The organism is Streptomyces sp. NPDC050121 (assembly GCF_044460385.1).
GTDB classification, from domain to species: domain Bacteria; phylum Actinomycetota; class Actinomycetes; order Streptomycetales; family Streptomycetaceae; genus Streptomyces; species Streptomyces soliscabiei.
In genome coordinates, this window is record NZ_JBITJV010000033.1 from 76,307 (window position 1) to 96,300 (window position 19,994).

General features: G+C 69.2%; 9 protein-coding genes. 8 read left to right on the top strand and 1 reads right to left on the bottom strand.

Annotated elements, in window-relative coordinates; translation table 11 throughout:
• Positions 1 to 318: 318 nt before the first annotated feature.
• From ACIBTS_RS36660 to ACIBTS_RS36690, 7 genes are all read left to right on the top strand, one after another.
• On the top strand, positions 319 to 3,837 hold the full coding sequence (locus ACIBTS_RS36660; protein ID WP_399325008.1) for a hypothetical protein: 3,519 nt from the start codon (positions 319 to 321) through the stop codon (positions 3,835 to 3,837).
• Positions 3,834 to 3,983: a hypothetical protein gene (locus tag ACIBTS_RS36665; protein ID WP_328477694.1), complete on the top strand. Its 150-nt coding sequence runs from the start codon at positions 3,834 to 3,836 to the stop codon at positions 3,981 to 3,983. Before ACIBTS_RS36660 ends, ACIBTS_RS36665 begins: the two co-directional genes overlap by 4 nt.
• Positions 3,980 to 6,274: a LamG domain-containing protein gene (locus ACIBTS_RS36670; RefSeq protein ID WP_399325009.1), complete on the top strand. Its 2,295-nt coding sequence runs from the start codon at positions 3,980 to 3,982 to the stop codon at positions 6,272 to 6,274. Before ACIBTS_RS36665 ends, ACIBTS_RS36670 begins: the two co-directional genes overlap by 4 nt.
• A gap of 299 nt (positions 6,275 to 6,573) precedes the next feature.
• Positions 6,574 to 7,548, top strand: a complete 975-nt coding sequence (locus tag ACIBTS_RS36675) for a ComEC/Rec2 family competence protein (protein ID WP_399325010.1) — start codon at positions 6,574 to 6,576, stop codon at positions 7,546 to 7,548.
• Positions 7,545 to 11,912, top strand: coding sequence for a DUF6603 domain-containing protein (locus ACIBTS_RS36680; RefSeq protein ID WP_399325011.1), 4,368 nt, complete (start codon positions 7,545 to 7,547; stop codon positions 11,910 to 11,912). Before ACIBTS_RS36675 ends, ACIBTS_RS36680 begins: the two co-directional genes overlap by 4 nt.
• A complete protein-coding gene (locus tag ACIBTS_RS36685) occupies positions 11,905 to 13,677 on the top strand; it encodes a hypothetical protein (RefSeq protein WP_399325012.1) in 1,773 nt (590 codons plus the stop codon). Before ACIBTS_RS36680 ends, ACIBTS_RS36685 begins: the two co-directional genes overlap by 8 nt.
• A gap of 190 nt (positions 13,678 to 13,867) precedes the next feature.
• Positions 13,868 to 15,256: a peptidoglycan-binding protein gene (locus tag ACIBTS_RS36690; protein WP_399325013.1), complete on the top strand. Its 1,389-nt coding sequence runs from the start codon at positions 13,868 to 13,870 to the stop codon at positions 15,254 to 15,256.
• 448 nt (positions 15,257 to 15,704) lie between these two features.
• Here the strand turns inward: ACIBTS_RS36690 and ACIBTS_RS36695 are convergent, their stop codons facing one another.
• Positions 15,705 to 18,500, bottom strand: coding sequence for a DNRLRE domain-containing protein (locus tag ACIBTS_RS36695; RefSeq protein ID WP_399325014.1), 2,796 nt, complete (start codon positions 18,498 to 18,500; stop codon positions 15,705 to 15,707).
• Positions 18,501 to 18,959: 459 nt separating this feature from the next.
• Here ACIBTS_RS36695 and ACIBTS_RS36700 point away from each other — a divergent pair, with 459 nt between their 5' ends.
• Complete coding sequence (locus ACIBTS_RS36700) at positions 18,960 to 19,958, top strand: LacI family DNA-binding transcriptional regulator (RefSeq protein WP_399325029.1); 999 nt, start codon at positions 18,960 to 18,962, stop codon at positions 19,956 to 19,958.
• Positions 19,959 to 19,994: the final 36 nt, after the last annotated feature.

Genomic DNA, 19,994 nt, shown 5'->3' on the forward strand with positions numbered 1-19,994 from the left:
GTTGTGCGAAGAGGGAACTTCACCGCGCCGGGAACGAAGACCCTGCGCGTGTTCCCGCCCAAGGCCCTGTCCAAGGTTCTCGTCCCGGCAGCGGCCTCCGGCGGGGCGGACAGCCTCATCTCCCGTGGTCGTAGCGGTCGCACAATCGTGAAGGCCGCGTCGGCCCGATTTCCCGTGGCGACCACTGCCGATCTCGATCAACTGCGCTCTTTACACGGCTGGTTGCCCACTACGGTGACGCTCGCTGAACCGGCCGGGACACTTTTCGGCCGGCAGCCGGACTCTGGGGGGAACCGTGTCGCAAGGGACAGCCGTCGTATGTCCGACCCCGACGGCGGAAGACCGGTGAGCGTCGGCGGACCGCTGGTCGTGCCGGTTCACCTCGACGCGCTGTGCCTGGCCGGCGATCTCAATGTGCGGGGACCGGACAACGACTTCAGCCGGCTCCCGTACCGCGACCCGGCCACCGGTCTGGACCAGAACGAGGATCTCCCGTACGTCAGCGAGATCATGGTGCGGACCCCCTTCCAGGACGAGGACTTCCGGCTCAGGGCCGGCATCCATCTCCACTGGGCGCTGCCCGACGGCCTGACCCGGATGGTCCAGCGCGAGGACGGCACCACCGCCGTCGTGGCGGTGCCGAACCGCTGGCTGGTGACCCGGAGCAGAGACGGGCGGGTGGAGGAGGAGTGGGTCGTCGAGAGCGACTACCTGTCCGACGGCAATCCCGCCGCGGTCCGCTATCCGGTACCCGGTCCGGGCCGGCCGTACCGGCGGCTCGGCCGGAAGCTGCCGCTCGATGTCTGGAGCCGCTCCACCGACCGCTCGCGGTATCTCCCCGAGTTGACCGCGGTCGGCTACGGGGAGCCCACCTTCGCGGCGCAGTACGCCAACTGCCACAGCGTCTTCGGCTTCCACGACCCCGACTATCCGGGCGTCCCGCCGAAGGGCCTGCGCTACGAGGTGCTCGGCTGGTACGACGACCCCGGCCAGGATCCCGCCACCGCGCTGGGTGACGGCTCGGCGGCACCGGACGTGCGCGGCTGGCAGGAGGCGGCCCGGCTCCGGTTCGGCTGGACGGCGCCCTCGGCTGGTCCCGACGCTCCGGCACCGGGCCGGGTGGTCTGCTACGCACGGCTGACCTTCACGGCCACCGGCATCGAGCCGAGTCCCCTGCTGTCCGACGCGGACGACGAGACCGGCGTCTGCGTCGGGAACACCGCCACCGAGGCGCTCGCCGCGCACCTGGGAAGCGTCCTGCCCACCGAGTCCGCCGACCGGGTGGAGGAACTCCTGGAGGCGCTGGCCTTCGCCGACGAGCTGGAGTCGAAGCCGCTGGACCTCGGCTTCGGCCTGAACGAGTCCCGGCACTCCGCCACCTTCCACGACGTGCCCTCCGGCATCCTGTGGTCCCTGCGGCGGGAGGACGACACCGACGGCGTCACCCCCGAGCACAAGCAGGCGCGCGAACGGCTCACCGTGCCCCACGCGTTGAGCGACCTGCTGAACCTGCTGAACGTCGCCCAGGCCGACCTGGACCGGGCGCGCCACCAACTGACCTCCGTCCGCGAGCAGTTGTTCGCGGACTGGTACAAGTACCAGCTCTGCGCCTACCCGTACGACGCCCTGGTGGACTCGTATCCGGACCAGGACCAGGTGGCGTTCTTCCTCCGGCGCACGATGGGTCTGCTCGACCAGGACTCCGGCAGGGCCGAACTCCTGGCCCAGCGGCTGAGCGACGCGCGCACGGCCGTCGACAGCTCGCTGAAAAATTTCAACGCCGTCGCCGTGGGCGCCCGCAGCACCTTCGTCCTGCACGAGATTCCCGCTCCGTCGTACCAGCTCCCCAATGATCCCGTGGTGCTGCTCACCGGGCAGGCGGCCACTCCTGGTGACCGCCACGGCCAGGACGGGACGCTGCATCCGCAGGGGCTGCTGGAGTGCGCCCTGTCCGCCGAGGGCCAATCGGACCTGGCCACGCCGAAAGCCGTGCGGGCCCTGCGGGCGAGTGCCGTCGCCGCCGTGGCGAAGCTGCCAGTGCCGAACTTCGCGGTCACCGAGTGGACCGGCCCGTCCTGGCATCCCACGGTGCTGGAGTGGGAGGTGGAGTTCTTCCCCGCGACTATCGGCAACAACAACGATCCGCGCGACCGCGCTTACAGCGAGGACTTCGTCACCGGCAACTATGTCCTGCCGCCCCGTGACGTGGAGCTGCAGCCGATCCGGCAGATACCGGACAAGGGCGCCAACGTCTACACCGGTACAACGATCCTGTCGCCGGGCGCCCGGCCGGTGCTGTCCTCCCGGGTGCTGCGCTACCTACAGGGCGCTGTGCTGCCGCTCCACAACGCGTCGGGGCGGCCCGAGGTGACCCGCGAGGCGTTCCTGGCGGACCCCGCCGGCGTGCTCGACTGGTTCGACTCCCACGGGAGTGACCAGCGGCTGGCTCTGCTGGTCCGGATCTACCGGCATCTCGCGGAGCACGAGGACAGCAACCTGTCCGCCGCCTTGAACGGGTTCAACGACGCCCTGCTCATGCGCAAGCTCACCCGTCAGCTCCCGATAGCCGATCCGCTGGGCTTCCCCGACCACCAGCGGTTCGCCGCCGACGTGGCGCAGGCGGTGGGCGGGCAGACCCGGCACGCGCCGCAGCCGCTCAGCGGCTTCAACCCGATCCGCGCGGGTGCGCTGCGGGTGCTGCGGCTGCGGATCCTGGACAACTTCGGCACCGCCCAGGACGTGAACGCCGACCGGATCCGGACCACGGCACAGTTGCGGATGCCCGAGCAGCCGGACTGGGTGGCGATGCCGCCCCGGCTGGCCCAGCCCGCACGGCTGTCGTTCGAGTGGCTCGACGCGGAGGACGACATCCGGCAGACCAACGGTCTGCCGGACACCTCCCCGATCTGCGGCTGGCTGATCCCCGACCACCTCGACGCCGGTCTCGCCGTGTACGCCGCCGACGGTTCGGCGATCGGCGCACTGCACGCCCTGCCGGACGCCGCCCAGTGGCGGGAGCTGCCCGGGGGCGCTTTCGGCCCGATCGGGGCGATCGCCAACCCTCATCTGCGGGCGGTCGTGCAGCGTCTGCACGACACCGGGCCGGCTGCTCTGGGCACGTTCCTGGAGGATCTGGACGCCACCCTTCAGTACATCGAGCCGGAGGACTACGCCCAGCACCGGGGCCGGGCCGTGCTGATGGGCCGGCCGCTGGCGGTGGTCCGCGCGCGGGTGTCGCTGGAGCTGATGGGCCGGCCGGCCAATCACCAGGACTGGAACGTCTTCCGGCAGGACATGGGCCGCGCCTGCCGGGAGACCGACGACTTCCCGTCGGTCCGCTTCCCGGTCAGGATCGGCGAGCACCAAGTCCTCGACGACGGGGTCCTCGGGTTCTGGCTGGAGGACTCGGCGCAGCGCCTCGGCCCCCTCTGGCACGACGTCCGCTCCCCCGAGGACCCGCTGGTCCAGGCGCTCGACGCGCCGCCGCAGTACCTGACCATGCTGATCGACCCACGGGGCACGGTGCACGCGACGGCGGGGATCCTGCCGACCCGTTCGCTGCGGATCCCGGCCGGGATGTTCCGGGACGCCCTGGAGGGCATGGCCGTCAGTTTCCGCACCGCGCCGGTCCTCACCGACGCGGACCATCTCGCCGTACCCCTGCCGGACGAGCCCGGTTACGCCTGGTCGTGGCAGGAACAGCGGCGGACCGGCCGGTTCGAGCAGGCCGATCCGCCACGGCCCGACGCCCGGTTCCCCGCTCGGGCGACCCTGCGCGAGGGCTGGCTGACGCTGCGTCCGGTGCGCGAACCGCAGAACGACCAAGGAGCACGATGATCACCCTGGAGCTGACGCTCGCCGAGACCAACCTCCTGCTGGAGGCCCTCGGTACCCAGCCGTACGCGCAGGTGTACGAACTGATAGGCAAGATCCATCAGCAGGCGGAGAAGTCCGCCGCGGCCCAGGACGGAGCCGCGGAATGACGGCCAACCTGGTGCTGCACTGGCACCTGGACGCCCTGACCTCGAACAACCAGGTCACGGACAGCTCCGACAACCATCTGGCCGGCACCGTCGCCGGGAAGCCGGGGACGCGCCCCGACGACCGGTTCGGCAGCGTGCTGGCGTTCGACGGCACCACCGTCCAGGTGACCGGTGCCGAGACACCACTGCTGAAACTCGGCGCGTACACGGTCGAGGCATGGGTCAACCCGTCGGCCAAGAGGGCCGCAAGGGTGGGCCTCGTGGCGAAGGCGCAGGGCGACTTCGCCGTCGTACTCGACGCGGACGGCACGCTCAGGCACCGGTTCGCCACCACAGGGAAGCCCGGCGACGGGCACGCCACCGCGCCCGGGGCCGTAGCGACGGACTCATGGCACCACGTGGCGTGCGTCAACGACGGGCACACCGCCCGTATCTATGTCGACGGGGTCAAGGCGAGCGAGTACGCGTTCACCGGAGACCGGGCCACCGCCCAGAGCCCGCTGCTGGCCGGCACGGACGGGACGGGCCGGTACACCGGGCTGCTGTCCCACGTACGGATCTACGACAACGCGCTCAGCCAGGCCGAGATCCAGCGGGACATGGCCGACGACGAGGCGTCGCTGGCCGCGTTCGTACGGGCGCATCCGCTGGACTTCGCCCTGCTCGACGTGGACCAGCAGCCGGTGCTGTTCATCGACGACAACCCCGCAGGGCAGCCGATGATCCTGCGGCTGACCAACACCTCCCGGCAGGACATCGAGCTGCGGACCCTGGCGGGCCCGGTGTCGGCCACCGAGCACCACGTCGCTCTGCGGCTGCGCCCCGGCACCATCACGGCCCCGCCCGAACCGGCCGTCGCCGCGTCCGAGTGGACGCTGCTGCGGGCCCCGGACCCGGCGACCGGCGGAACGGTGCTGTATCTGGGGGCGCCCAAGTCCATGGTCATCGGACGGGGCACGTCCTTCGACGTGGCGCTGAAGGGGCTGGCGGCCGACGGGGGCCGCGGGACCCGTGGCACCCGGGTGGAGCTGACGCACCAGCGGATGCGGTACGCGGGTGAGCAGAGCGAACTGACCGGGCAGCGCACCGCGTTCCTCGACATCGTCAACCGGCGGGGCCGCCGAGACATCCCGCTCGCGATCGGGTTCGTCGGCGGAAACCGGGTGCTCAGCGACGGCGTCACAGCGAACACCCTGAACTTCCGGATCGCCAACCGGTCGAGGGACACCTCGCTCTCCCTGGCCGGCGCCTCGTTCACCCTCTCGTACGACCTTCAGCTGGCCAACGAGACCCACGAGTGGGCGCTGGCGACAGCGGATGCGACGAACGGCGCGTCGCTGGACGGTCTGACTGCTAAAGGTGTGGGTTCCGACTGGGCGATCACCTCGGAGAGACTCGGCCAGCGGGTCCAGTGGACGCTGACCCCCCAGACGAACACGGCGTTCGGACCGGACGGGACGCTGGTGGTCACCCTGTCCAAGGTGGTCGCGCTGCAGTCACTCGGCCAGGCACAGGTCGTCATCGGCTACCGCAACGTACCGGGATACCAGGACGGCTCGGTGACCCTCTTCGCCGAGAAGTCGCCGCTGCTGTACGGCCCGCAGAACACCGGTGTCGGCACGGTCGCGCCCGAGGCGAGGCTGCACATCGTCAACACCAACCAGGACGCGAACGGAAACACCCTCGTCCTCGGTCCCACCACGCAGTCGAACCTGCGGCTCGGTTACCACCAGGACTACAGCTGGGTGCAGTCGCACGGCTCGAAACCGCTGGCCCTCAACCCGCTCGGCAACAACGTCGGCATCGGCACCACGACACCGGGCTCCAGGCTCACGATCGGTTCCGACTTCGAGCACCTGCAACTGCGCCGGGATCAGAACATGGCCGGCGGCAAGCGGCTCTACCTCGAACTGTTCCAGGACAACACCCCGAACGAGGTCTACCCCTCACTGCGCTTCCATCAGGCCGGCGTCTTCTGGCACCGCATCGAGGGCAGGTTCGCAGGGCTCATGTTCAAGACCGGCAACCTCGAAAGCGACAGCTTCTCCGACATATTCGCCAACACCGCCGTGCTGAACGGCCTGCGGATCGGAAGCGTCACGATCGGCGCCGCCGAACTCACGCTTCTGAAGCGACTGGCCTCAGGGGCGCTGCAAGTCCAACTGGTGAACATGGACACGACCGAAGCCCTCCGCTGCGACCGCCAGATCTCCGACGGCAACCGGCACCGCGTTTTCACCCAGCCGCTCGGAGACGACGGGTTCGGGCTCAACTGGCAGCTCTTCTTCTAGCGACAACTGGAACAGGAATGAGGTGACCCATGCCCCCGAGCAAAAAGAAGCGCAAGAGATCCGAGGAACCTGATGAGGAGGAGATACAACAGAGAGAGCCTCGCACGAGGCGCGAGACGAAGCCCAAACGGGACGCGGCCCTGGCATTGGAGGCGGATCGGAAAAGAGCGGCAGCCGCCGAGCTGGAAGCAAAGCGTCTGAAAGACCTGCGTGATCGTCCTCCCGCCAAGCCCGGAAACCGGGGCGACGGCAGTCTGCACGTCGCCTTCATCAGGGTCGGCCAGGGTGACTGTGCCGTGATGTCGACGCCCAAAGGCACGGTCATCATGTTCGACTGCGGCTCGGACAGCATGGAGGACGAAGAGAAATTCAAGTTCCGGAGCAGGGTGAGAAAGGTCCTGACCGGCCCGAAGTTCCTCGGCACGTCGAACAAGGTCGACATCCTGATCCTCACCCATCCCGACACCGACCACTACAACAAGCTCCAGTCGGTGCTGCCGCCGAGTTGTGAAATCGTGAAGTGCTATCACAGCGCTCCTCGGAGCATGTACAGCGCGGATCAGACCAGCGCCTTCCTGGCCGGGACAACGGCCGACAGCGCGGTCCTGGAGGTCGTGGTCAACGACGACCGGAACCCGAAGCGTCCTGTGCCCGGTGAGATCAGCCTCAACGGGATCCCTGTCGAGGCCGCGGACACAGAGAAGGAAATCACAGTCGACCGGCTGGACGGGAAGGGCGGCATCCTCATCGTGGACGAGGAGAACTGCAAGGTGTCGATCGTGGCCGCCGGTGTCCAGCACAACTACCACAACGACTCCAGCAACGAGACCAACCGGGGCAGCATCGTGACGCTCGTCGAAGCCAACGGCGAGAAGCTGCTGATGTGCGGCGACGCGACGATCAACACCGAACAGTTCCTCATCAACACGGCCAAGGAACGGCTGACGGACCTGGCCCTCGTCCAGGCCGGTCACCACGGCAGCATCAACACATCGTCCTCCCAGGCATTCATCGACATGGTGAACCCGATCGCTGTCGTCGCGAGCGCCGGAAAGAAGATTCCCATGCACCATCTGCCGAGCAAGGAAGTGATCACGCGCTACAACAACAAGCTCACGGCCAAAGAGCGCGCCACGACCAGCAACCATGAGACGTTCTGCTGGGCACCCGCGGCACTCAAGAGCTACGTCGACGACAGCGTCTGGACCGAGCAACAGGTGTACACCACCGGCTCCTACGACACCGTCTACCAGACCTTCCCGGCCGCCACATGACCCCCGACGAGATCAGGAACGCGGTGCGGGAGACCGACACCGGGATCGATGTCGCGGTTGCCGCGCTCGCCCGCGTCGGCGACCTCTTCACGTCGTTCTTCCCCGAGGGACACCTCACCCTGTCCCCGGTGACGGCCCGCACGGAAACCGCCGACGGGGTGAGGGTGACGGGCACCGGTGCCTCCGGGCCCTTCACCGGCATGGCCCTGGACGTGACCTTCACCGCCGCGCCGGACTCCGTGCGCGTCGTGGTGCGCGCCACCGGTGCCCCCGACTGGACGTTCTCGCAGGCGTTCCCGCCTCTTCGCCACTCGATCTTCGACACCCTGCGGTTCAAGTCGCCGGTACTGGTCCTGGACTCGGCTGCCACCGCCATGACCTTCGGCGGCCTCCTGCTCATCACCACACCGATGGCGCCGCTGGACCTGTTGATGCCGGGAGTCACCCACACCCTCACCGGGGAGATCACCATGGTGGGCGGGCCGGCGGAGCTGCCCTTCCCGACGACCGCCGTGCCGGACATCCTGCTGTACGGGCCGGAGGGACGGACGCTCGACCTGGGCCTGTTCACCCTCTCCCAACTGCGCTACGAGATCACCTCGGACCCCGTCTTCGACTACGACGGCATCGACTGGTCGACACTGGCTTCGATCACCGTGACCGCGGCCGTACCGGTCACCGTGGCCGGAAAGCGGCGCGACGTGCTCATCTTCACGGAGATCGTCGGCTGGGGCGACAGCATGCTGTTCTCCGGGAATTTCCGCGAACTCGGCGGCCTCACCCTCACGGACGTCGCCGGATTCGCCGGCCAGTCCGCCCTGCCGGTCCCCTTCGGCCTCTCCGTCACCAAGCCGGTACTGCTCACCGACGTCCGGGTGCGGGTCACCCCGGCCGCCCTGTCGGTCGACTACATCAGCCTGAAGCTGGAGATCGAGGAGGAGTGGACGGTCGTCCCGGACCTGATGGATCTCCAGGCGATCGACCTGACCTTCCGGGTCGACAGGCCGTTCTCGTCCCCGAGGGTGTCCGGAGTCCTCTCCGGGCTGTTCGGCATCGGCGAGAAGGGCACGCTGGAGATCAGCGCCGATTTCGGCGCCGGCACCCTGGGCGGCGCGCTGCGCGCGGGCGACGGCCCGCTGAGCATGCGTGAGGTCTACACCGACCTCACCGGCGTCGATCCGGCCCCGGTGCCGGACCTGTCCGTGGTCAAGTTCGACCTGGGTCTGACCCTGCCGGACAAGAGCCCCACGGCGCCCCGCAAAGCCGCCTACCACGCCTTCCTGGAACTGGCCGGTGAGTGGCGGCTGGCGGACTCGCTCGCGCTGACCGACGTGATGTTCGCCGTCCAGCACGCGGAGGACGACACCACCTTCAAAGCGCTGGCGATATTCAGGATCGGCGGGGTCCTTCTCAAGACCTCCGCGGCCTACGACCCCGTCCGCCAATGGCAGTTCACCGGCGAGACCGACCCCGACCAGCAGATCCCGATCGGCAGGCTGTTCCAGGATCTCGCCGACCGGTTCGGCGCGATCGCCCTGCCCGAGCCGATCGCCCAGCTCGTCATCGAGAACCTCGGCATGAAGGTGTCCACCGGTACCCCAAGCCTCTTCCTCACCGGCGAGGCGCTGTTCCCCCTCGACACCGCCGAGGTGGACGTGACGCTCGCGATCGACACCGGGCAGCGGAGCCTCACCGCCGCCCTCGCCGCGACGGTACCGACGGCTCGCGGGCCCTTCAGGCCAAGGTTCGACCTGAGGTTCGCGCAACAGCCGACGGCGAGCTTGTTCACCGCCGCCTACAGCCATGCGGCCGGTGACCCGGTTCCCGCGCTGAAGGACCTGGTCGCAGCCCTGCTGCCGTCCGCCGCCGCCTTCGTCCCGGACGGGCTGACCGTGGACCTGAAGGACGCCTTCCTCGCCGTGGACGGGCCGAAGTACCTGTTCGGCGCCGATCTGGCCCTCACGGTCGACCTGTCGCACCTGCCGGTCGTCGGCGACCATCTCGGGGCGGGCGAGATGGGCTTCGATCCGCTCCGGCTGGTCGCGGCCTCCGCCGCCCTGGCCGCGGCCGAGGTCACCGCCGTCAACGGAATGCTGCCGGACCAGGTGGCCAAGCTTCCGGACGGGGACCTGTCCGCCGGTTTCCTGGTCAGCGGCCTGCTGAAGCTCGGCGCGCTGGAGAAGCCCCTGGTCCTGCCGGTGGCGGGCACCCAGCCCGCGGCACCCCCCGCACCGGTACCCGACAAGTCGACGCAGAGCGCCGACAGCGCCCTCTGGTACAAGGTGCAGCGCTCCTTCGGACCGATCCACATCCAGCGGGTGGGCGTGCGGTACGACCATCCGCCCGGCCAGGGCGCCGAACTCGCCGTACTGCTGGACGCCGCGATCTCGGCGGCCGGGCTGACCCTCACCCTGACCGGCCTGGAGGCGGGCGTCGCGCTGTCCGACCCGGCCGCGATGCCGTCCTTCGGGCTGGCGGGACTCGATCTCGCGTACGCCTCGGGGCCGGTGGAGATCGGCGGCTCGTTCCTGAAGAACACCGTCGAGTTCGAGGGCGCGACCTACCCGGCGTACGGCGGGGCGGCGACCATCCGCACCGCCGACTTCTCCATCGGCGCGATCGGGTCCTACCTCCAACTCCCGCAGGGCCCTTCCCTGTTCGTGTACGCGTTCCTCGACAAGCCGATCGGCGGGCCGGCGTTCTTCTTCGTCCGCGGGCTGGCCGCGGGCTTCGGCTACAACCGCAGGCTGATCCCGCCCGCTGTGGACCGGCTCGCCGAGTTCCCGCTGATCGCCGACGTGGTCGGGGGCGGTTCGCCCACCACCGACGTGGGCGGTCAACTGCAGCGGCTGAACGACTCGCTGCCGCCGTCCCCCGGTGACGTCTTCCTGATGTTCGGGATCCGGTTCACCTCGTTCGAGATGGTCGACTCCTTCCTGCTCCTGTCGGCCGGCTTCGGTCACCGGTTCGAGCTGAACATGATGGGGTTGTCGACGCTGGTCCTGCCGGCGTCGGACGCGGGCGCGGCGGGCGTCACACCGGTCGCCGAGGTGCAACTGGCGCTGCGCGGCACCTTCGTACCCGACGACGGGTTCTTCTCGATCGCCGCCCAGCTCACCCCGAACTCCTATCTGCTGTCCCGGGACTGCAAGCTGACCGGCGGCTTCGCGTTCAGCACCTGGTTCGCGGGTCCGAACAGCGGTGACTTCGTCCTGAGCGTCGGCGGCTACCACCCGCACTTCACCGTGCCCGCGCACTACCCGGTGGTACCGCGGCTCGGCTTCAACTGGCAGGTGAACTCGCACCTGCAGCTCACCGGCAGCGCCTACTTCGCGCTGACCCCCGCGGCACTGATGGCGGGCGGCAGCCTCAGCGCGACCTGGCACGACGGCTCACTGCAGGCATGGTTCGACGCGTCGATGGACTTCCTCATCGCGTGGCAGCCGTACCACTACGAGGCATCCGCGCACATCTCGGTCGGCGCCTCGTACACGTTCTCGTTCTTCGGCAGCCACACCATCAGCGCCCACGTGGGCGCGGACGTGGAGTTCTGGGGCCCGGACTTCGGCGGTCGCGCCCATATCGACCTGAGCATCATCTCGTTCACCATCTCCTTCGGCGCCTCGGGCTCCGCCGCGCCCGCCCCCATGCCGTGGGACAGGTTCCGGGCGACTCTGCTCCCGCCCGCCGAGGAGATCACCACCGTCGCGCTGGGCGGCGGAGCGCTGGCCCCGGGCGGCGGCACCGACCTCGGTGTGGTCGACCCGCACGGCCTGGTGCTGGTCACCGACTCGGTCGTCCCCAGCACGCGCGCGGTGCACGGCCCGGACGGTCAGGACCGGACGCTGCCGACAGGCACCGCCGGTACGGCCTTCGGGGTCAGCCCGATGGGCGTGGCGTCCACGACCGCGACACACCGGATCGAGATCACCAAAGACGGCAAGCCGATGGACGACCTGTTCGCCTTCGAACCCGTCGCCAAACAACTCCCGTCGGCGCTCTGGGGAAGCGAGTTCGGTGCCTCCCTCAACCGGCCGCAGCTCGTGGGAGAGCTGCTCACCGGCTATACGGTACGACCGCTGCCACCGACGGAGCCGTCCGTCTCGCCCACCCTCCCCAGCGCCGCGCTGCAGAGCGCGACCCCCCTGTTCACCGAACCGGACGCGATCCGCTGGGCGTCCGCGGAACCGGACCGCGTCCTCGTGCAGGACGCCGCCGCGATCACCGGCGCGCTGCACGACCCCGCCGTGGCGACGGCCCGCGCGTCCCTGATCGACGCGGTGCTCGGCGGCGCTTCGATCGACCTCGCCGGATTCGGCGCCGACCTGTTCCTGGAGGTCCCGCAGGTGGTCACCCATGGCTGACACCATCACGTTCGTCGATCACTCCAAGCCGGTCCTGCCGCCCGGACAGTACGAGATCACCACCACCCAGACGATCACCGAGAGCCCGCAGCCGTTCGCGGCGACCCGCCAGTTCACCGTCAGCGCGGACAGGTTCTCGCTTCCGGCGGCCCGGGTGACGGCGCTCTTCCCGCCGGACGGCAGCCTCGGCGACCATCACAACGTCCTGCCGCACGTCATGCTGGACCGCCCGACACTGCCCTGGGAACGTTCGTCCGGCGTCGAGGGCCCCTGGCTCGCGCTGCTCCTGTTCAGCCAGTCCCAGCGGCCCGAACCGAAGTCCGTCCGGCTCGCCGACCTCGCCGCCGGGCCGGCGTACTTCCCCTCCGGCCCGCTGGAGGCACACCAGTCACCCGAGGACCAGGCAACCGTCATCGACGTCCCCAGAGCCGTGCTGGAGGAGATCCTCCCCTCGGCCGCGGAACTGCCTTACCTGGCACACCTCCGGCGGACCGAGGGGGCCCCGGACGTCGCGGTGGTCCTGGGGAACAGGCTGCCCCCGGCGAACGAGTCGAGCACCGTACACCTGGTGTCGTTGGAAGGCCGGTACACCGCCGACGGGTTCGACCTGGGCCCCGCCGAACCCGGCTCGCCCGTACGCCTGGTCAGCCTCGCGTCCTGGCGGTTCGCCTGCGTGGCCGAGAGCCAGAACTTCGCCACCCTCGTCCGCGACCTGGCCCAGCACGGCAGCCCCCTGCGGCTGCCCGACAGCGGTGACGCCGCCGCGGACGACCTGCTGCGCCAAGGCCAGATCCCCGTACTGCACACCCTGCGGCAGGGCGGGACGACGGTGTCGTGGTACCGAGGCCCCCTGACGACCGGCCCGGTGGCGGCGGCTCCCCTCCAGGCGACCCGCACCGCGGACCGTCTGCTGCGCTTCCACCCGGACATCGGCATGTTCGAGACCGGTTACGCCGCCGCCTGGGAGCTGGGCAGGCTGCTGGCACTGCAGAGCACCGACTACGCCACCGCTCTGTACGACTGGAAACGCCGCCGCAGCCAGAAACGGCTCCGGGCAACCCTGGAACCCGCCACGGGCTACCCGCTCGACGTCCCCGACATCGACGACGCACTCCCCGACACCGTACGTACCTGGCTGACGGGCCTGGCGGGCCTGTCCGGTGTCCCTCTGATGTACCTCGTCCCCGACGAGCGGCTGCTGCCGGTGGAGAGCATCCGTTTCGTCAGCCTCGACCATCAGTGGGTACGCCATCTCCTGGACGGCGCCTTCAGCATCGGCCGCCTCACCTCGGCGGACGCCGAACTGGACCGGTCGGGCCCGCCGATAGGCATGGCGAAGACGGTGACCGGAGCCCTGATCAGATCCGGCGTCGTGTCGGGCTATCCCGGCCTGGTCGTGGAGGCGTTCAGCGAGGGTGACGAGCTTCCGCTGGAGCAGATCAGCGCCACCCGCCTGACCCCCGACATCATGCTCTGCCTCTTCGCCGGCACGCTGACCCGCCTCGACGTCCGGCAACGGCCCGAGGCAGTGCACTTCGCGGTGGAACTTCCCGGCGAAGGCCGGTTCGGCAAATCGCTGCGCGGCCCGGACGGCAACAGTGGGCCGGCCCTGGCGCCCCTCCCGCTGGGCCCGGGCGGCCGGCTGCCCATCGGTGACCTCGCCGACAGCATCGCCTTGACGATGAAACGCGGCAGCATCGGCTCCGGCGATTTCGCCCGGCAGATGATCGAGACGGCCGAGCGGGTGAGCTTTCTGAGCTCCTGACCGATTCCGTCGCCGCTCGCCCTTCACTGCCCCTTGCCTTTCCCGTGGCCCCGTGGCCCCGTGGCCCGAACCGTTCTGACCTGCGCCCGGAGCGGGCAATGCGTGTGCCTCACGTCCCCCGCCCGAGCCCCCCTCATCCCGCCCCGCACAAGCGGGAAACCCTCGCCGGCCCCGAGAACGGAGCTCCGACATGACCACCTTCCACGTCGCGGTCGACCACCCGGACCCCGACGCCCACGACATCACCACCGCCTATCTGGGCACCGTCGACCAGGCCCACATCGACCGGGTACGCGCCATCGCCGCCCTTCCGGGCTCCGAGCGCCACGTCAGGGAAGACCCCCGGCACGAGGGCGCCTTCATGGTCCTGCGTGACGACGGCGACCTGGACGTGTACGTTCCCACCGGCGCGGCCGATCCTCTCGCGCACGAGCCCGGCCCGCTGCCGGAGACCCGCGACGAAATCGACGAACCGGGCCCGGTCCACGCCCGGCTCGTGCAGCCCCTGAACGGCGACAGCCACGCCGAGGCCGCTCTGCTGCTCGACGCCTCGGGCCCGGCGTACATCGACGGCGTGACCCGGTTCGGCGCGCAGCGCATCGGAGGAGCGATGGACACCCCGCTCGAGCCGCCGCGTGCCGTCTGGCACACCACCGAGTCCCCGGCCGGCGGCGACTACTTCACGTCCGTGGCCGCCTTCCTGATGCGTGCCGGGGTGGAACCGCAGGTGATCTACTGCCCTGTCACCGACCGGCTGGGCCAGTTCGGGCCCCTGAACCTGTCCTCGAGAGCGCTGAAGAACGACGGCACGCACCGCACGAACCGAACCGGCAAGGTCTGCATCCAGATCGAGGTGCTGGGACGTGCCAGCGCTCCGTGGACGAAGGGTTTCGACCCGAAGGCGAAGCCGAACTTCCAGCGGCTGCTCACCGCGATACGCGCGCACGGCATCCCGGACGTGTGGCCCGTCGGGGCCCCGCCGGCCACCGCGGCCGCCGCGACGGAGCGTCCCAGAGGCACCTGGGAGAACAAGGGCGGCCACTACGGGCACTCCCAGATCCCCGGCCAGGACCACTGGGACCCCGGGGCCATCGACACCGAGATCGTGCCCGGCAGGCCCCGCTCCGCCGGCGGGGAAACCACTCCGGACGCCGGTTCCGGCACCTACATCGTGAAGGCCGGCGACACCCTGACCTCCATCGCGGCCGCGCACCGCACCACCGTGAGTGTTCTGCTGTCCCTCAACGCCATCAAGGACGCCGACGAGATCTCCGTGGGGCAGAAACTGCGACTGCCGACGACCGGCCCCGCGAAGCCGCCGGCACCGCGGTACGAGCCGTTTCCCGGGACGGCGTTCTTCCGTGCCGGCCACCGCAGCCCCCTCGTCACCGCCCTCGGAAGGCGCCTGGTGGAGCTCGGCTTCGGCAAGCACTACACCTCCGGTCCCGGACCCGAGTGGACGGAGGCGGACAGGCTCAACGTCGCTGACTTCCAGCGCTCCCGGCCCGAACTGGCAGGCGACGCGGACGGGATCCCGGGCCCCAGGACGTGGGCCGCGCTGAACATCCCGAAGCTCTGAAACGTGCTCAGCCCGAGACCCCTACGATGCGTACGGGGACGGCCGTGCCGGGGGGCGCCTGCCGGGGCGTTTCCCGTTCCACGGGCGGTGCAGCCGTGCTCACGGTCAGCCACCGTCGCTCGGTTCACCGTGCCAGGTGATGGCTCATCGACCACGCCGAACGGGTAAGGAAGGGGCCCGACTCCGAAGAGTCGGACCCTCGGCCTCGAAACCGCCAAGGCCGGCGCCTCCGACATCGTCGACGCCACCGTCGTGACCATGGCAGCCGGCCTCGGCGACATCGAACTCGTTCACTCCTCAACGAGCATGGTGCCCGCGTTCAGGCTGCTGAAGATCTCGCGGCGTCGACGTGCTCCTGGCGGTGGCGGCCGAGCAGTCGACGGCAGAACCGGACGGCTGAGGCCGGCCCGTCCCACGGGGACGGGCCGGCCTCGAGTGTCCACGGTGTCTACGGGGTCATGGTCACCCCGGGTGCCATTTCGGCGGTCCCGTTGTTGAGCTTCACGGAGCCGGTGGCGCCTTCGGAGCTGACGAAGCGCAGCTCGTGGTTGTTTGCCCCCGCGTTGCAGACGGCGAGCAGGACCGTGGGCTGACCTGCCGCGTAGGCGTTCTGGACGAAGGAGGTGATGTCGACAGTGATGTCGCGGCCGTCGACGGCGTTGTCCTGGTGGTTCCCGCTGCCCTCGGCGACGACGGTCGAACCGAGGGCGAAGGTGGCCGACCTCGCGACGGAGGAGTCCGTGGCGGTGAAGCTCGGCCGGCTCTGCCAGGTCATCGTGTTGACCGGACAGGACGTGCCGCCGCCGGTGCAGGTGGTGTCGGTGACGGGTTGCACGAGGAGTTGATCGGTGTCAGTCGACGGAACCGTCGAATAGCGGTGGCCGACGTAGGTGAGATGGAGCGTCGCCTGGCTCGGTGCCCTGGTGAAGCTGCTGATGGGGAACTGGATGTAGGAGATCTTTCCGTCTCCGGATCCTGTGGTGTACTGCTCGCCCATCAGGCCGACCCCGGTGTTGCGGGTGATGAGGGTCAGGTCCGCGGAGTTGTTCTTGGTCTGGTCGCCGGTCCACGCACCCACCCAGGTATCGCCGTTGGTGAGGGCGCCGGCCTTGACGTTCTTGGTCTGGCCGTTCGAGCCCGTGAAGGTGGACGTCAGCGTGCCGATCCCGCTCGGCGCCAGCGGGAACTGGCTGGAGTACTGGACGATCTGGGCCCCGACGCGGAGGTTGTTCAGCGTCACGTTCGTGGTGCCGTTCAACGGGCTGCTGTTCGGCTGCTGCCGCGAGAACCACACGTTGTCGAGATTGAAGGTGCTGATCGGGGTCTTGGTGTACGTGTACGTGGCGCCCGACCCGTCAGGGTTGGGGGCGAACCCGTAGGTCGCCTGGTCGTCGGCGGTGATGGTCTGGGTGGATCCGTCGCCGCCGTTGAGCCTGATCGGTCCCGACGTGTACCGGGAGGTGTCGAACGAGCTGTTCTTGATCACGATGCTCGAGATACGCGGGTACGGCTTGGGGCTGTTCTGCGTGAAGATGCCGCCGGCCCCCTGCGAGATGGAGTTGAAGTTGTCGAACGTGTAGTTGTTGAGCTTGTATCCCCACGAACTCCATCCGATGCGGATCGAGTTGCCGGCACCGGAGGACCAGCTCAGCGTGTCGCGGACCGAGATGTTCTTCGAGTCCGCCTTGTCCCAGTGGTAGCTGTCGAACCCGAGCTCATCGGCGACGGCGTCGTGGGCGCCCACCGCGTTGGCATAGCCCTGGACGTCGGGAGTGGAGGTGCCGAGCGCGAAGTTGTTCCACACGCCGGAGGCCATCGGGGTGAATCCGTCGCTGGGGTTGTAGTGGCCGGAGGCGAACGCGTCGTCGTTGCCGAGGGTGAAGACGCCGTTGGCGGTGATGTCCTGGCCGCTCGCGAAGTCCGTCCCGTCGATCCATGGCTGGGGGTACGGGGTGAGGCCCTTGATGTTGTTGAACGTCACCCTGTTGGCGGTGTGGGTCTCCCAGTTCCACTGCTTCGAGTCGCGCAGGTAGGTTTCGTTGAACGTGATGTCCGACGAGTGCATGACCATGACGCCGCCCTGGTGCTGGCTGCGGTAGGCGTCGTGCGAGTCCATGCGGTAGTTCGCCACGCCGTTGGCGTCGAAGACGCCGCGGCCGTCGATTTCGATGTTGTTCGAGTTGATGATCCCGACCGCCGGCTCGAACGCCTCCATGTACCCCTGGATGCGGTTCTTCAGCAGGGCCCCTTCATCGGTGTAGATCTTCAGCTTGCCGCCCTTGAGCTTGCTGCCGTCCACACCGTTGACCATGAGACCGGACCACGTGTACGTGCCGTTCGGGAAGTAGAGCGTGTTGAGCGCCGTGGGGTTGGCCTTGATGGTGTCGATGGCGGCCTTCAGGGCGTACGTGACGTCGTCGGCGGCCATCGTCCGCACATTCGGGTACCGCACGTTGGTGCTGCTCGCGCTCACCAGGGTCCCGGCCGAGGTCTTCTGACCGGCGGGGATGGCGGTGCCGTTGACGGTCTTGCCGGCCATGGAGCTCGTCGTCGCGGCGGGAGCCTGCTGAGCCGTGCTGTTCGGGTGCGCCGCGAGGTACTTCGCGGCGAACTCCTGGAAGTTGACGACACCGGTCTGCAGGTTGACGCCGGAACCGTCCGATGCGCTCGTGGTGTTCGGACGCTGCGCCGGGTCTTCCAGAGGGTCGTTGATGACCGCCAGGTAGGGCTGTCCCGTCACGCTGGTCGAGTCGCCGTTGACCATCACGATCGCTTGGTTCAACCCGGCGTCGGCTGACATCTGGAACGTCAGGGTGTGCTTGTCCGTGCTCACCGAGACGCTGCCTGGCGGGTAGTAGCGCGCCGGGTAGACGTTCACCGTGTCGATCGTGGTGCTGGGCAGCGTGACCGTGATCGTCGGTGTCCGGGAGTCCGACGCGAAGCGCGCGATGTCGAAGTTGTTGCGGTTCGCGGTGTACCGCACGGCCTGGACCGGCGTGCCGGCGACTTGTACCTGGTACTTGGTGGACGCCGCGTCCGGGGACGTCGTCGTACCGCCTCCCACTCCCGTCGGGGCGTACGTGCGGACGGTGGTGGCGGCCTGTGCGGGGACGGTGCCGGCGAGCATGAGGCTCGCCGCCGCGATGGTGGCGCCGGCAGCGGCCGCGATGATACGTCTCACGCGCGAGCTGCGTCGCGCCGGGGCGCGGTTCGGGTCGGCGTCGTCGCCGGCCGGTCGGATCATGCCTGTCTCTCCTCAGGACGAGACCTTTCCAGGTCTGTTCAGGGCTCGCCGCCTGCTGGAGACGGCGCGGAGCATTCGCGATGCTGCGGCCGGACCACGGCCGGACCGCAGCCCTTGGGGGCCGTCGCGGCCGAGAGGACCACCCCGACGCACCCAGCGCGGGAGCGCGAGGTGACATCGAGTGTTGTGGCGCGCGGTGGGCCAGGGTGACACCCACCACATTGACCGATCCATGAGATCGGCGTGGCCGGGACGTTACTGCCGCATTTCCGGAACCGTCAATGCTCCACGCACCTCAAGTTGCGGAAACAGTCATGGCCTGCTGACGACGCCCTCACCGTGCTGTGTAACGGCTGAATCACGGCCATGGTGCGAGGTCTTGCCCTGCTGCGACACTCGCCCTACGCTGACGCCACTTTCGTGGATCGATAAAAGTTTCGGGGAGCCGACGTGGTGACAATGGCGGATGTGGCCGCGAGGGCGGGAGTCACCAAGCAGACCGTCTCCAACGTGGTCTCGGGCAAGAAGGTACGGCCGGAGACCCTGGTGAAGGTGAACAAGGCGATCGCCGACCTCGGCTACAAGCCGAACCTGGTGGCGCGCTCGCTGCGCACCGGCAGCACGTCAACCGTGGGGCTGTTCGTGCCGTCGGTGGCCAACCCCTTCTATTCGGAGGTGGTCGAGGAGGTGGAGAACCTCCTGGTCGGCCACGGATACAACCTGCTGCTCGCCACGACGCGCGACGATCCCGACTACACCCGGGCCCACCTGGAGAACCTCGCCGCGCGCTCGGTGGACGCACTGCTGGTCGCCTGTGACAACGGCGTCGCACAGCAGATCCCGATGCTCGTCGAGGCCGCCTTCCCGGTCGCGCTGTTCGCCTGGGAGGGGGACCCGCCGACCACGCTGCCGGTGGTGTCCATCGACTACGAGCACGCCGGGTTCCTGGCCGGGCGCTACCTGAGGGATCTCGGCCACCGGAACGTCGCGGTGATCGCCGATCTCCCCGCGCACTCACCGCGCGTGGCCGGGTTGCGCCGGGCGTTCACCGACGACGGGCTGGCCATCGACGACAGCAAGGTGTTCGCCTGCACCAGGGACGACGCCGTCGGCGGGTTCGACATGGGCCGTGCGGCACTGGAGGCGGATCCGGAATTGACGGCGATCTTCGCCACCCACGACATCCTGGCCCTCGGGGCCATCGAGGCGGTGGTCGAGTCCGGGCGGGGGGTCCCCAGTGACGTCAGCGTCGTCGGCTTCGACGACATCGCCCAGGTCGGACGGATCCAACCAGCGCTGACCACGATCACCGTCCCGAAGCGGGAGATGGCCCAGCAGGCCGTCGAGCTGCTGCTGCGCGCCGTCGACTCCGGCCGGCCGCCGACCAACGTCTTAACGCTACTGCGCCCGACCCTGACCATCCGGGACAGCAGCGCCCCGCCCCGGGCGACCGAATAGCGCCGGGCACCACTCGACCTGCACGTCACCCCCGTG